Below are 13,445 nucleotides of genomic sequence, written 5' to 3' on the forward strand. Positions count from 1 at the left end.
CGCTGGCGATGCTCACCCACGCCTGGCTCGCCGTCACCGCGAGGAAACACCGCGACCAGAACCCGCCGGCCGTCCCGCCGACGATGACCGCCGTGGGATACAAGCGTCTCCCCGGTGGCCTGCCGGTCGCCGAACAGCCGGAACCGGACAGGCGCATGATGACACCGTTCACCCTCAACGAGATCCGCCATGTCTTCGCCCTGTTCACCGAAGCCGTTCTCCCACCCGCCATGATCACCTGGTGGTCGGACTGGCGCCGCGGCCACCAGGCCCGCGCCCGCTACTACCACTACCAGACCCGGATCTACGCTGCCCAAAGCATCGCCCGGCAGGCAGCAGCCACATAAAGATCACTGGTGCTGTAGTACTAGGCCGCGTATGCGGTTGTGATCAGGCCGGTTTGGTTGCGCCGCTTGATTTGGATCGTCGAGGCGTGGAGGACCGCAACCCTTCCCCCACCTCTGCACCGTGTGGATGCGGGCGGCCGCAGCGCCGGGCGGGGTTCAGTGCTGGCGTCAACACACCCGGCTACGGCTCGGGTCGCCGATCCATCGGCGCGGCAGTCTCAGGCCGTCATGCACGACCGCGAAGACACCGTCGAACGCCGAGGTTGGCGCCGACAGCCTGGCCTCGGCGCGGTCGGTCCGGGGCCAGGCTGTCGGCCGGGTCGCTGTCTACTGCCCGAGATCGCGATATCTTTCGATCTCAGCTCTGCTGGGTGTCTTCCCCGCCGTCACGAAATAGACGCTGTCGGCGAGTCTGAAGGGTGAGTTTCCGCTTGCCAGCGCAGCACCTTCAAGTACATCGGCGATTCTGGTCCGAGCGGGATCATCGGCCGTTCGAAAATCGACGATCACGGCGCCGTGTTCGCGGAGGGCGCTGATTGCATGAACCACGTCGCGGCGGGAGTTCGCAATGTGCGTGGGTGTTTCCTGGCCGGCGTCGCCTTCGCTCATCTGGCACATCCTGTTCGGGTTGAAACTGGGCGCGGTGGCTTCCGGGCCGATTATACCGGTGCAGAATCCCCCGCACAGTGGGGTCTCAGGCGCGATGGGGTGGCGAGCTCTCTGATGCGGGCGAGCTTAGACCAGGGGCAGGATCGCCCAATTCTGGTTGGTCCCATTCACATCCGCGTAGACGTCGAGCTGGAGGCCGCCGGTATTGTATCCACCAGGAACCGTGACGACCTTGCCCGAAGCGTAGTTCTGGAATTTCCAGTAACCGCCGGAGGTATATTTCCGCCAGAGCTCGTTCGTGTTCAATGTGTTGCAGGTCGACTGAACAAGCTTACCGCTGCGACTCCGCGACGGCGGGTGAGGGCTGTGCGCCGACCGCATTCGCGGTGGAGGCTGCCGCGGCGAAAACGACCGACAGGGCGGCTGCGGCGACGAGAACCGTCGCATTTCTTGATGCCGATGTCCATGGGCGGCGGAACTTTGGTTTTCTCACGCTGACCTCCGCCGGAGCGGCGTTATCGCCTGGACGTTTCTCGGGTCGCAGAATCGGTTGGCTGACGTCCACCAAACAACTCCGCACAGCCTGCACCGGGCCGGCAATCGTGTCAATTTAATCACTCACAGCAACGGGGGATCGGTACCTGGATCTGGGCGGCAGCAATTGCCTGAGCACCCGTGTATGGCCAACTGGCCGGCGGTTGACCCACTGGTGTCTCGTGGATGTTTTTCGAGACCTGGCTCGAACGTCACAATGCCGGTGGCCTTGCGGTCCGCATACTTGCCCCTGGTCTCCCCGTCCGGGGACTTGACATGCGTTGGCTGATACCGAAAGAAACCGATGGTCGGGAGTGCTCGGTTCTTCTCGGGCGATCTGTTGCCACTCGTGTGGGAACTCAGCGCCAGCTGCCAGCCGTGGCACGGCGCTGTTGCGTTCGTCGGATGCGGAAGCTTGGGTGGCCGATCGTGCATGATCAAGTGATGCGGCGTCGTCGGCTTCATCCGCCAGCTCCGGCCTCGGACTTCGCGGGTTCCGGTTCCCACCGGACGTGATCGTGCTGGCGGTGCGGTGGTACCTGCGCTACTCGCTGTCCTACCGGGACCTCGAAGAACTCCTCGCCGAACACGGCATCGTCGTCGACCACGTGACGATCTACCGGTGGGTCCGCCGGTTCACTTGGTTGGTTTCGTCCTGGTCGTGGGGTCCGGCCCGGTAGATCGTCCGTATGACACGGGTGCAGTTGACCGACGCGGAGTGGAAGTTCGTCCGGCCGTACTTGCCGATCGGCGAGTACGGCCCGTATCCCGAGCGGCTGCGGGAGCAGTTCGCCGGGGTGCTGTTGAGGTCGCCGACGGGTGGGCAGTGGCGGGAGATGCCCGCGGAGTTCGGTGCCTGGTCGATGGTGCACAACCGGTTCCGGCAGTGGCGTGACGCCGGGGTGTTCGAGGCCCTGCTGAACGGCATGCTCACCGAGGCTGCCCGGCGGGGTGAGGTCGATCTGTCGCTGGTAAGCGTGGACTCCACGACCGTTCGCGCTCATCATGGCGCTTCCGGGGTGCGCCTGGACCCCGAAAGGCTGGCCGCGGTGGAGAAAGCCGCCGCCGGCCACGACACCGACCTGCACAAGGACCGGAACACCGTCGAACGGACGATCAACAGGATGAAGGCCTGGCGAGGTATCGCCACCCGCTACGACGAAATCCCTACCAGCTACCTCACCGGCTTCCACCTCCGCGCCTCCATGATCTGAATCAAAGAACTCACCCGAACCACACCTTGATCACCACCCAATACGCGGCCTAGAGGAGTTCTGCCGTGATCGATACCCAGCGACTCGCCTCCTTCCTGCTTGTCGTGGTGACGCTGATCGTGGTGCCCGGGCCGAGCGTGCTCTTCGTCGTCAGCCGGGGAGTCTCGCTGGGTCGGCGGGCGGCGGTGTTCACCGCGCTCGGCAACGAGTCGGCGATGCTGGTCCAGGTTCTGGCGGTGGCGTGCGGCCTGGGATTCGTCGTCGAACGCTCGGTGGTGGTGTTCTCCGTGCTCAAGTTCGCCGGCGCCGGTTACCTCGTCTATCTCGGCTGGCAGGCATGGCGGCACCGCGGCGATCTCGCCGTCGCGGTCGCGAGGCCCACGTCCTCGTACCCCTCCCTGCGGATCCTGCGGGACGGCTTCGTCGTGGGAATCGGTAATCCCAAGGGAGTGCTCATCTTCACCGCGGTGCTGCCGCAGTTCGTCGACCGGTCGGCCGGTGGCGTGCCCGGCCAACTGCTGGTCCTCGGCCTGATCTGCGTGGCGATCGCGCTGGTCTCGGACGTGTCGTGGGGCCTGCTCGCCGGAACCGCCCGTAGCTGGCTGGCGCGCTCGCCGCGCCGGCTGTCGGCCATCGGCGGGGCGTCGGGAGTCGTCATGATGGGACTGGGGCTGAAGCTGGCCGTCAGCCGCCGGCCCTGACCCGAATGTCGGGCACCCGGAATATGGCGGTGCGGCCGACCGAAGCGGGTGATAGCGTCCGCGTTCCGTCGAGGAAAGGCGTGTCATGTCCGAGCTGGTGCACCGACCGGACGGGATTTCATCCCCGGAACAGGTGCTCCTGGCCGCCGGAGTGCCGTTCACGGTGATGGATCACGAGCCGATCGTCGGGCAGGCGGACGCGGAACTGCTGCTGGGCCTCCCGACCGAGCGGCTGTTGAAGACGATGGTGTTCAGAAATGCCGACCGCGGTTTCGTCCTCGCCGCGCTCCCGGTCACCGGCCGGGTCAACTACGGCAGGCTGGCCCGGGCGGCGGGAACCTCCCGCGCCAAGCTCAGCCAGGCGGCACCGGAGGACCTGCGGGCCCTCGGCATGGAGCCCGGCGGAGCGAGCCCGGTGTGCGCCGCGGCGGGGGTGGTCGTGGTGTTCGACGTCGCCGTCCGGCAGATGGGCGTCGTCTGCTGCGGCAGTGGGCGGGCCGATCGCACCATCCAGGTCGACGTCGGCCATCTGATCGAACTGGTCAAGCCGATCTTCGGCGAGCTGTCCCGGTGAGGGTGAGCCCCTCTCACCCTTGACGTCGCCCCGATCGCCGCTCGCCTACTCCCCGTCACCGCAGGCGATCCGGCCAAGAACCCGACCAGGGAAGATCTCACCGGGCGACGACAGGCCCGGCAAATTCGTTGCGGTAAGTGACGGCCATCCGTTTCCCCTCCGTCGTGGGCCGTTCACCTGCGCATCGGACGCTACCTACGTAACGACGAACCGGGAACCAGCCATCTCCCGGAACGGACGTACCTGGACTAGCCGTCCTCACCCTCTCAAGGAGCATGCCCGTGGCTCGACCACGCCTGCCTCGACCACGCCTGCTACGCGCCGCCGCCGCGGTGACGCTGGTGGCGGCGCTGGCCGCCGCGTGCGCGACGGACTCGTCCACCTCCGACTCCGCCCAGGCCCCGGCCGGCGCGACCGGCACGATCCCGCAGCTCGCCGCCGACCAGAAGGTCTCGATCGTCTTCGAGAGCTACAACCTGCTGAGCACCGGCACCTGGAAGCCCGTAATCCAGGGCCTCATCGCGCAGTTCGAGAAGGAACACCCGAACATCACCGTCAAGGGCCAGCCCCCGCAGGGGGTGACCACCGGCAACGAGTACACCACCAGCATCAAGAACCAGGTGCTGGCCGGAAACCCGCCGGACGTCGGCCAGATCACCTTCAACGCGCTGCGGTTCGCCGCCACCAGCCTGGGCGCGGCGCCCATCGACACCCTCGTCGGCAAGGACGCCCTCGCCACGAACTACGGCGGCGCGCACCCCTACGCCCCGGCCGTGCCGAAGCTCGGTGAGGTCGACGGCCGCACCTACGCCGTCCCGTACGTCTTCTCGACGCCGGTGATGTGGATCAACAAGACGCTGTTCGCCCAGGCCGGTCTCGACCCGGCGAACCCGCCGAAGACCTGGGCGGACGTCAAGGCCGCGGCGCTGGCCATCAAGGCGAGGACCGGCAAGGAGGGCATCGAGGTCAACTGCCTGACCAAGCAGACGGTGGACTGGTGCTGGCAGTCGATGGTGCTCTCCAACGGCGGCCGGGTGATGGCGCCGGACGCGAGCAGGCTGACCTTCGCCGACGCGCCCGCCGTCGAGACCGTCTCGATGTCGCAGGACCTCGTCCGCAGCGGGGCGATGCCGAACCTCGACCAGCAGCAGGCACTCAAGGCGTTCAGCAGCGGGCAGCTCGGCATGATGGTCGAAAGCAGCGCCGTGCAGGCCGCCCTGATGGCGGGCGCCAAGGCGAACAACTGGGAGCTCGGCGCCACGGGTGAGCCGGGCTTCGGCTCGAAGCCCGTCGTCCCCACCAACTCGGGCTCGGCCCTGGCCATCTTCAGCAAGGACCCGGCCAAGCAGCGCGCCGCCTGGGAACTGATCAAGTTCCTCACCAGCGACTACGCCTACACCCAGATCTCCTCGAAGATCGGCTACCTGCCGCTGCGCACCGGGCTCATCGACGACCCGAACGGCCTGCAGGCGTGGGCGAAGGCGAACCCGCTCATCAAGCCCAACCTCGACCAGCTCACCCGGCTGCAGCCGTGGGCGGCCTTCCCCGGCGACAACTACCTGCAGATCCAGGACACGATGATGACAGCGGTCGAGGGCGCCGTGTTCAGCGGCAAGGACCCCGCCTCCACCCTGGCCGGCGCCCAGAAGCAGGCCTCCGACCTCATGCCGGCCCGGTGAGCCCGATGACCACCCAGGCCCCTCCCACCCCCGCCTCCCCCGACTCCCCCGACTCCGCTGCCACCCCCGACTCCGCTGACGCGGAGGCGATCGCGGCGCCACCGACGCGACGCGGCCTGCCGCTGCCCGGCACGATCAACCTGCGTGACGTCGGTGGTTACCCGGCCGCCGACGGCCGGACGGTCCGGTGGCGCACGCTGCTGCGCTCCGGTGCCCTGCGTGGCCTCGACGGGCGCGGCCGGGCGGTGCTCGCCCAGATCGGCCTGCGCACCGTCGTCGACCTGCGCGAGGACGCCGAGGTCGAGCACGACCCGGACGCGCTCGGCCGGCTGCCCGCCACCCACCGCCGGGTGCCGATCTTCACCCTGCCCGCCGCGGCGCAGGCTGCCGTGGGCCGAGTGGCCGACGGTGACGGCGCGGGCGAGTCGGCGGCCGTCGGCGCCGCCGCCGGCATGGCGGCCGTCCGGGCCGCGGGGGCCGACGGCGATCTGGCCAGCGTGTTCGACTTCGCCGTCGACCAGCGCGGCAGCCGCCTCACCGCCGCGGTCGTCGCACTCGCCGCGCCGGGCGCACTGCCGGCGATCGTGCACTGCAGCGCCGGCAAGGACCGCACGGGCCTGGTCGTCGCCCTGGTCCTCGACCTCGCCGGGGTGCCGACCGAGGTCATCGCCGAGGACTTCGCCCTGACGTCCTACTTCCTGCGCGACGAGGCCGCCGCCGCCGTCCTGCGGATGTCGGCCCGGACCTCGGCGGACGGCGCCGCGGTGGCACCGGCCATGCTGGCCAGCCCGCCGGAGCTCATCCTGCGCGCGCTGGACCGCATCCACGCCGGCTTCGGGGACACCCGCTCGTATCTGCTGGCGCACGGCGCGACCGCGCACGCGCTGGACCGCCTGGTCGACGCGCTCCTGGTTGCCCCGCACCCGACCGCCGTCGACTCCGACCATCACGAACTCTAGGGGCCCTCATGTCCAGCTCTCTCGACCCGAGCGACTTCACTCCCAGCCACATCCTCCTCCAGCTCAGCGACACCCACATCGTCCGCGAGGGCGAGCTGCTCCACGGCAAGGTCGACTCCCACGCCGGGCTGCGCACGGCCCTCGAGCAGATCGAGGCCTCCACCCTGAAGGTCGGCGCGCTGCTGCTGACCGGCGACCTCGCCGACAGCGGGGACCTCGTCGCCTACCAGCGCCTGCGTGACCTGGTCGAGCCGGTGGCCGAGCGGCTGGGCGCACCGGTCCTCTACGCCGTCGGCAACCACGACTCGCGGGGTCCGTTCCGGGCGGGGCTGCTCGGCGCGGAGCCCACCGAGGAGCCCTACGACTACGTCCACTGGGTCGACGATCTGCGGATCATCGTCCTGGACACGACCGAACCGGGCGAGCACGGCGGCTTCCTCAGCACCGCCCAGTTGCGCTGGCTCGCCGACGAGCTGGCCACCCCGGCGCCCGGTGGAACGGTCCTCGCCCTGCACCACCCGCCCGTGCCGTCGCCGATCTCCATGGTGAACAAGTACCTGCTGGCGGAGCCCGCGAACCTGGCCGACGTGCTGGCCGGCACCGACGTCCGGATCGTCCTGACCGGCCACGCCCACCACTCCTCCGCCGGGGTGATCGGGGGCGTGCCGGTCTGGGTTGCCGGCGCGACCGCCTACAGCGCCCGCACCCTCGGCCCGGCCGACCGGCTGACCGGCATGGTCGGCGGGGAGTACACCCGCGTCGACGTCTACCCCGACGCCGCCGTCGCCACCGCGATCCCGCTGACCCCCACCGAGGTCATCTACGACGTCACCCTCGACGAGATCGCGCAGCTCAGCGCCGCCCACTGAGCCCCGCGTGGTCCACGGGGCCCGGACGGCATCGCCCGTGCGGGCCCCACCCCCGCGCCGTCGAAGGTTCGCGGGGATGTCTACCCGTCCGTATGTGCCGAGCGCCCCATCGACGATGATGGACCGGAACGGGGGTGGGGGATAACGAGGGGCGAATCACCGGAGCAACGGCCGGATCCCCGGCTGCCGCGCGGTCCCGACCGGGACGCGCAGGTCGACCCGCGGCGCGCCGACGACATCGCCGCCCGGCTCGCCGCCGAGGAGGCCGGGGAGGAGACGCTCATCGCGCCCGCCGGCTGGCTGCCCGCCGGCCCACCGCCACCGCTGCCACCCGCCGGACCCTCCTCCGTGCCGGCCTGGCAGCAGGTGCCGGCCTGGCAGCAGGGCCCGCCCCCGCCGCCGGCGCCCATTTACGGCGGTCCGCCCCTGCCGCCGGCGGTGATCTCCGGCGGTCCGCCCCCGCCCCCGGCGCCGGCGCCGGCGCCGGTCTATGGCGGTCCACCGCTGCCGGCGTGGGACGACGGAGGTCGGCCCCCCGCTCGGCGTGGGCGGGGCTGGCTGCGCCGGCTGTTCCGGCGGTGAGCCCGTTCGGCGCCGCCGCAGGTCGGGCCGCCGCAGGTCGGGCCGCCGCAGGTCCGGCCGCCGCAGGTCCGGCCGCCGCGGCTCGGGCCGCCGCAGCCCCGGCCGCCCGGTCACCGGCCGGGAGCCACCCGGACGCGGTGCGGGGACGGCGGCGGACCTACGCCGTGTGGGAGCTGACCCTGGCGTGCAACCTGGCGTGCGGGCACTGCGGCTCGCGCGCCGGGGCCCGGCGTCCGGCGGAGCTGTCCACCGCGCAGGCCCTGGACGTGGTGGCCCAGCTCGACGCGGTCGGCATCGACGAGGTCACGCTCATCGGCGGGGNGGCGTTCCTGCGCCGGGACTGGCTGACGATCGCCGCCGAGATCACCCGCCGGGGAATGGGCTGCACGGTCACGACCGGCGGGTACCGGTTGAGCGCGGCGATGGCGCGCGGCCTGCGGGCGGCGGGCGTCACCCAGTGCTCGGTGTCCGTGGACGGCATGACCGCGACCCACGATCGACTTCGTGGTCGGGTGGGCTCGTGGGAGTCGTGCTTTCGGACGATGGAGCGCCTGCGGTCGGCCGGGGTCGAGGCGACCTGCAACACGCAGATCAACCGGCTGACCGCGCCGGAGCTCCCGCGGCTCTACCAGCGGCTGCGCTCGGCGGGCGTCGTCGCCTGGCAGTGGCAGCTCACCGTCCCGATGGGCAACGCGGCCGACCACGCCGACCTGCTGCTCCAGCCGGTCGAGCTGCTCGAGGTGTTCCCGGTGCTCGCCCGGATCGCCCGGCGCGCCAGCCAGGACGGCGTCCGGATCCACGCCGGGAACAACGTCGGCTACTACGGTCCCTACGAGCGGCTGCTGCGCTCCCCCGAGGGTTCGGCTTTCTGGACCGGCTGCCAGGCCGGGCTGTCCACCCTCGGCATCGAGTCGGACGGCACGATCAAGGGTTGCCCGTCGCTGCCCACCCGGGACTATGCCGGCGGGAACATCCTCGACCGCAGCCTCACCGACCTGCTCCGCGACGCCCCCGAGCTCGGCATCAACCTGACGGCGGGCACGGCGGCCGCGGCCGAGAACCTGTGGGGCTTCTGCCGCGGCTGCACCTACGCGGACGTCTGCCGCGGCGGCTGCACCTGGACCGCCCACACCTTCTTCGGTCGCCCCGGCAACAACCCCTACTGCCACCACCGCGCGCTGACCCACCAGCGCGCCGGCCGGCGGGAACGGCTGGTCCAGACCGCCCCGGCACCCGGCGAACCGTTCGACCACGGGCTGTTCTCGCTTCTCGAGGAGGACCTGGACACGCCCTGGCCCTCGACCGAACGGCCCTGCCTCACCGCCGCGGACATCCGGTGGCCCGCCGACTGGGTCGACTGACGCCCCGCCCACGCGCCGGACGAGCCACCCAGGGAGGATGATCCCGGCGATGCAGTCCGTATTAGGGTGATTCGCGGGAATCATTTGCATACATGAGGGAGGTCGCGCGTGACCGGTGGGAAGCCGCACGAGGCCGGGGTCGACGGCGCGGGGGGTGCGACGTGGCGGACGACCCTGGGCGGTGCGCACAGCCCGATCGATCTGAGGACCGACCAGCCGCATTCGGCTCGGATGTACGACTACTACCTCGGCGGCAAGGACAACTTCCCCGCCGACCGGGAGGCCGCCGAGCAGGCCCTCGCCGCCTTCCCGAACGCCCGCGTCGCGTCCCACGCGAACCGGGCCTTCATGGTCCGCACCACTCGTCACCTGGCCGGCGAGGCGGGGGTCCGCCAGTTCCTCGACATCGGCACCGGCATTCCCACCAGCCCGAACCTGCACGAGGTGGCCCAGTCCGTCGCACCGGACGCCCGGGTCGTCTATGCCGACAACGATCCGATCGTGCTCACGCACGCCCGCGCGCTGCTCACCAGCACCCCGCAGGGCACGACCACCTACCTCGACGTGGACCTGCACGACCCCGAGAGCATCCTGGCCGCCCCGGAACTGCGAACGGCCCTCGACCTCACCCGGCCGGTAGCGCTCTCCCTGATCGCCATCATGCACTTCATCCCGGACGCCGACGATCCACGCGGCCTGTTGGGCCGGCTGCTGCGGGAACTGCCGTCGGGCAGCTACCTGACCCTCACCCACGCCACCGCCGACCACGACGAGGGGATGGAACGGCTCGCCGCCGCCTACCGGGCCGGTGGCATCCCCGCACAGGCGCGGACCCGGGCCGAGGTCGCCCGCTTCTTCGACGGCCTGGAGCTGCTCGATCCCGGCCTGCAGATCGTGCACCGCTGGCGCCCGGACGGCGCGGCCCCGACCGATCTCACCGACGCTCAGGTCAGCTTCTACGGCGCCGTCGGCCGCAAGCCGTAGTACTGCAACGGCGCTTGGGTGTGGCCTCGCCAGCCGCCCCTTTTACCTGCCCGGCGCGCACGGCGGCCCGGGCGGGCAGGCCGGCGATCAGCTGGTCCGTGCGTTCCTGCCGCAGCAGCGCCGGCCCTCAGCCGTCCTCGGGGCGGACCCAGCATCGGACGACACAGTCCACTGGTTGAGGGAGCGGGAATACTGCACGACTTGAACAACACGCGATATTTAACGGACTTGCCGGAGCCCCGGTTGGATAACAGCACTCCACCAGTCAACTGAGAGTCATCCGCACGAGATGCGCCATTCCCCGACCGCCACCACCTCGGGCCCCGGCGGCGCTGGTTGGGGGATGAACAGCGCCGCGGTCCGGACCGCAGTGTCGCGTGCCCAACGGCCGGTGGTGAGAACGCCGAGTACGGCAATGGCCAGCCCACAGCCAACCATGATCCACCAGGAGGGCGCGCTGGTCGGGTCGATAGTCACGCCGGAACCACCCGCGGCGTGATGCGCGGCTACCGAGCCGAGGACCGCGACGCCGAGCGTCATGCCGATCTGTCGGCTGGTACCGGCGACCGCCCCCGCGACGCCTGCCTGGGCGAGCGGCATCCCGGATACCGCCACATTCGTGGTCGGGGCGCTGACCATCCCGAACCCGGCGCCGAAAAGCACGTACGCGCAGATGACCGGCGCGAGGTCGGTATACGTGCCCAGGAAGGACAGGATGACGCCGCTGACTGATATCGCGATCCCGGCGAGGATCAATGATGGCCGGGGGCCGTGGCTGGCCACGAGTCGACCGGAGATCAGCGGCATCACCGCCGCGAGGGCCGCCATCGGTAGCGTCAGCAGTCCGGCGTGCATGGCCGAGTAGCCGCGCACGGCCTGCAGGTAGAGCGTGTTCAGGAACAGGAAGCCGCCCATCGCCGCGTAGGCGCAGACCGCGATGGCGGTGGCCCCGGAAAACGGAGCGCTGCGGAAGAACCGCACGTCCAACAGGGCGTCCTGGCGCCGCCTCTCACACCCGACCAGCCCAGCCAGGGCGAGGGCCGCGACGAGGAACAGGACGATCGTCCGCGGGGCGGCCCAGCCGGCGTCCGGCGCCTCGATGATCGCGTAAGCGAGGGTGCCGAAGGTGACGGCGACCAGCACCTGGCCCGCCGGGTCGAACCGCCGGGCCCGCGGCGCCCTCGACTCGGGCAGGTACCGACCGGTGAGCATCATCGCAATGACGCCGACCGGCACGTTGATCCAGAAGATCGACCGCCAGCCGGCCGTGTCGACCAACAGCCCGCCGAGAACCGGTCCCAGCGCCAGGCTCAGGCCGACCACCCCGCCCCACAGGCCGATCGCGCGCGCCCGCTCCCGACGCTCGGTGAAGGTGTTCGTGATGATCGCCAGCGCGACGGGGTTCAGCATCGACCCGCCGACCGCCTGGATCATCCGGAACGCGATCAACCAGCCGAGACCCGGCGCCAGACTGCACAGCAACGACCCGAAGGAGAACAGCGTCAGCCCGGTCCGGAACACGCGCCTGCGCCCGAACCGGTCGCCCATCGAGCCCGAGAAGAGCAGCAGACTCGCCAGTACGAGGCTGTAGGCGTCCACCGTCCACTGCAGCCCGGAGTCGGCGGCATGCAGATCACTTTTGATCGACGGCAGGCCGACGTTGAGGATCGTCGCATCCATCGCGACGACAAACGCGCTCGAGCAGCAGATCGCCAACACCACCTGCCGCCGGCCGGCGCTCAGCCCGGCCGACACCGCGCCACCAGAGACACCGGGAGTCCCGTCGCCAGCTAGCCGCGACATCGACACCATGAGCGCTCCGATCGTTGCGGGAAGAAAAACAACCGAGGTCGAGCGCTGGGACCACATTCCAGCAACGCTCAACTCTCTCGACAACCGACGGGAGCGCGATCCGACTCTGCGGCCGCGGTCGACGGCATCGCGGACAATATGCGCTCGCCCTGAAACTGCGGCTGGACGATGCACGGAAACTTTCGGACGATACGCGGAACCTTTCGACGACCTGCGATTCGTGAAGAAGTTTACTTCGACGTCATCCGCCGTTCCACCCACATCGGATTACAGCGGCCGCTCCGCGGACAAGATCGGTACAACTGAGGAACTACACGCTGCAGCCTCCGACCTGACTGGACTTTCCGCCTTCGGCCCGCCGGATTACCTGGAGGGGCTCGAGGTGGTCTTGACGTCCTACGAGCAGGAGGCTGACCTGACTCCGGACGGCGGCCAAATGGTCCGCGGCAATCTGTGCGACATCCTGGTTGCAATCGCGTCGCCCACACGGTCGAGGACTGCTCGCAATTGATCCGCCAGTCAATGCCCACATTTCTATTCGAGTACACCGCGCACCTGCGACCTACGCCGCGTGGCTGGCGGACCAAGACCGGGCCGGACGCGACCCAGCCAGGTTCTACGACGTCGAGTGCGCGGACTTCACCGCCGACCCGCTGGCCACCGTCGCCGATATCCGCCGTTTCTGCGGATGGGACCTCCCCGCTGAGGCCCCCCGGCCATGTCGGCCGTACTGGCCGAGGAGGACCGCCTGCGTGCTCACCGCTACGACCTGGCGGACTACGGCCTCCGCGCCGAGGAGGTCAACACCCGGCTGGGCGCGCTGATCCGAGGCCGGAAGGGATGCGACGCGCCATTGCCTCTGGCCTAGAAGATCACTGAAAATCTTGCGGGGTGCTGGTGGGGGTGGATGGCCGTGGTTTAAGGGGGTGCGGCGGTCAGGGTCCAGCCGTTGGTGCTGGTGTGGGTGAGTCCGAGGTTGATCAGCCGGCGGAGGTTGAGTGCGGCGGCGCGGTGGTGGAGCCAGGTGTCGTTGCGGGTCACGCCGCGGTAGGGCACGCGGCGGTTGCCGTGGGCTACCAGCCAGGCGATTCCGCGTTCTACCGGGGGACGCCAGCGGCGGTACTCGTCCTGCCATGCCGGGTTGGTGGCCTCGCGGCGGGCGGCGGCCAGCTGGGTGTGCTGGGGGTGGATGGTGAGGGTCCGTCCGGTGGTGGATGTGG

The 13,445-nt window shown here is 70.0% G+C and carries 13 protein-coding genes and 3 pseudogenes; 12 read left to right on the forward strand and 4 right to left on the reverse strand.

Annotated elements, in window-relative coordinates; translation table 11 throughout:
• Positions 1-347 (forward strand): annotated as a pseudogene (locus FF36_RS30210) (IS701 family transposase); the annotation flags it as partial.
• A gap of 327 nt (positions 348-674) precedes the next feature.
• Here FF36_RS30210 and FF36_RS35195 read toward each other — a convergent pair.
• Together FF36_RS35195 and FF36_RS41340 are read right to left on the reverse strand one after the other, a co-directional pair.
• Positions 675-956, reverse strand: a complete 282-nt coding sequence (locus FF36_RS35195; protein ID WP_128423438.1) for a cell division protein SepF — start codon at positions 954-956, stop codon at positions 675-677.
• A 126-nt stretch (positions 957-1,082) separates the two neighbouring features.
• The gene (locus FF36_RS41340; RefSeq protein WP_082122365.1) at positions 1,083-1,403 is read right to left on the reverse strand and encodes an RICIN domain-containing protein; all 321 of its coding nucleotides are present in this window, start codon (positions 1,401-1,403) and stop codon (positions 1,083-1,085) included.
• Positions 1,404-2,002: 599 nt separating this feature from the next.
• Between FF36_RS41340 and FF36_RS34705 the strand changes: the two are divergent.
• From FF36_RS34705 to FF36_RS30255, 10 genes and pseudogenes are all read left to right on the forward strand, one after another.
• A pseudogene (locus FF36_RS34705) lies at positions 2,003-2,128 on the forward strand (IS6 family transposase); the annotation flags it as partial.
• Between the two features lie 51 nt (positions 2,129-2,179).
• A complete protein-coding gene (locus tag FF36_RS30215) occupies positions 2,180-2,704 on the forward strand; it encodes a transposase (RefSeq protein WP_082122366.1) in 525 nt (174 codons plus the stop codon).
• Positions 2,705-2,769: 65 nt separating this feature from the next.
• Positions 2,770-3,405, forward strand: coding sequence for a LysE family translocator (locus FF36_RS30220; protein WP_044888622.1), 636 nt, complete (start codon positions 2,770-2,772; stop codon positions 3,403-3,405).
• 85 nt (positions 3,406-3,490) lie between these two features.
• Positions 3,491-3,979 (forward strand): aminoacyl-tRNA deacylase, encoded by a 489-nt coding sequence (locus FF36_RS30225; protein ID WP_044888623.1) that lies wholly within the window; start codon positions 3,491-3,493, stop codon positions 3,977-3,979.
• A 275-nt stretch (positions 3,980-4,254) separates the two neighbouring features.
• Positions 4,255-5,658, forward strand: coding sequence for an ABC transporter substrate-binding protein (locus FF36_RS30230; protein ID WP_082122367.1), 1,404 nt, complete (start codon positions 4,255-4,257; stop codon positions 5,656-5,658).
• Positions 5,659-5,663: 5 nt separating this feature from the next.
• The gene (locus FF36_RS30235) at positions 5,664-6,617 is read left to right on the forward strand and encodes a tyrosine-protein phosphatase (RefSeq protein WP_044888624.1); all 954 of its coding nucleotides are present in this window, start codon (positions 5,664-5,666) and stop codon (positions 6,615-6,617) included.
• 8 nt (positions 6,618-6,625) lie between these two features.
• Entirely contained in the window at positions 6,626-7,486 is an 861-nt protein-coding gene (locus FF36_RS30240) for a metallophosphoesterase (protein ID WP_044888625.1), read from the forward strand.
• A 746-nt stretch (positions 7,487-8,232) separates the two neighbouring features.
• On the forward strand, positions 8,233-8,389 hold a 157-nt coding region (locus FF36_RS39630; protein ID WP_479686804.1), incomplete at its 3' end, for a radical SAM protein.
• Position 8,390: 1 nt separating this feature from the next.
• Positions 8,391-9,429: pseudogene (locus FF36_RS30250) on the forward strand (SPASM domain-containing protein); the annotation flags it as partial.
• 108 nt (positions 9,430-9,537) lie between these two features.
• A complete protein-coding gene (locus tag FF36_RS30255; RefSeq protein WP_044888627.1) occupies positions 9,538-10,413 on the forward strand; it encodes an SAM-dependent methyltransferase in 876 nt (291 codons plus the stop codon).
• Between the two features lie 276 nt (positions 10,414-10,689).
• On the opposite strand, the gene FF36_RS30260 is transcribed toward FF36_RS30255, so the two are convergent.
• Positions 10,690-12,093, reverse strand: a complete 1,404-nt coding sequence (locus FF36_RS30260; RefSeq protein ID WP_242419888.1) for an MFS transporter — start codon at positions 12,091-12,093, stop codon at positions 10,690-10,692.
• On the opposite strand from FF36_RS30260, the gene FF36_RS39635 reads away from it, so the two are divergent.
• Complete coding sequence (locus tag FF36_RS39635; protein WP_242422994.1) at positions 12,074-12,736, forward strand: hypothetical protein; 663 nt, start codon at positions 12,074-12,076, stop codon at positions 12,734-12,736. The two genes, FF36_RS30260 and FF36_RS39635, sit on opposite strands and share 20 nt — an antisense overlap.
• 407 nt (positions 12,737-13,143) lie before the next feature.
• Here the strand turns inward: FF36_RS39635 and FF36_RS30265 are convergent.
• Positions 13,144-13,445: transposase (locus FF36_RS30265; RefSeq protein ID WP_044888628.1), on the reverse strand; the 302-nt coding region annotated here is incomplete at its 5' end.

The organism is Frankia torreyi (genome assembly GCF_000948395.1).
GTDB classification, from domain to species: Bacteria; Actinomycetota; Actinomycetes; order Frankiales; family Frankiaceae; genus Frankia; species Frankia torreyi.

Coding starts and splice junctions, on each gene's coding strand:
- FF36_RS30235 (WP_044888624.1), top strand. CDS start 5,664: ATGACCACCCAGGCCCCTCCCACCCCCGCCTCCCCCGACTCCCCCGAC.
- FF36_RS30240 (WP_044888625.1), top strand. CDS start 6,626: ATGTCCAGCTCTCTCGACCCGAGCGACTTCACTCCCAGCCACATCCTC.
- FF36_RS30215 (WP_082122366.1), top strand. CDS start 2,180: ATGACACGGGTGCAGTTGACCGACGCGGAGTGGAAGTTCGTCCGGCCG.
- FF36_RS35195 (WP_128423438.1), bottom strand. CDS start 956: ATGAGCGAAGGCGACGCCGGCCAGGAAACACCCACGCACATTGCGAAC.
- FF36_RS30225 (WP_044888623.1), top strand. CDS start 3,491: ATGTCCGAGCTGGTGCACCGACCGGACGGGATTTCATCCCCGGAACAG.
- FF36_RS41340 (WP_082122365.1), bottom strand. CDS start 1,403: ATGCGACGGTTCTCGTCGCCGCAGCCGCCCTGTCGGTCGTTTTCGCCG.
- FF36_RS30260 (WP_242419888.1), bottom strand. CDS start 12,093: ATGGATGCGACGATCCTCAACGTCGGCCTGCCGTCGATCAAAAGTGAT.
- FF36_RS30230 (WP_082122367.1), top strand. CDS start 4,255: ATGCCCGTGGCTCGACCACGCCTGCCTCGACCACGCCTGCTACGCGCC.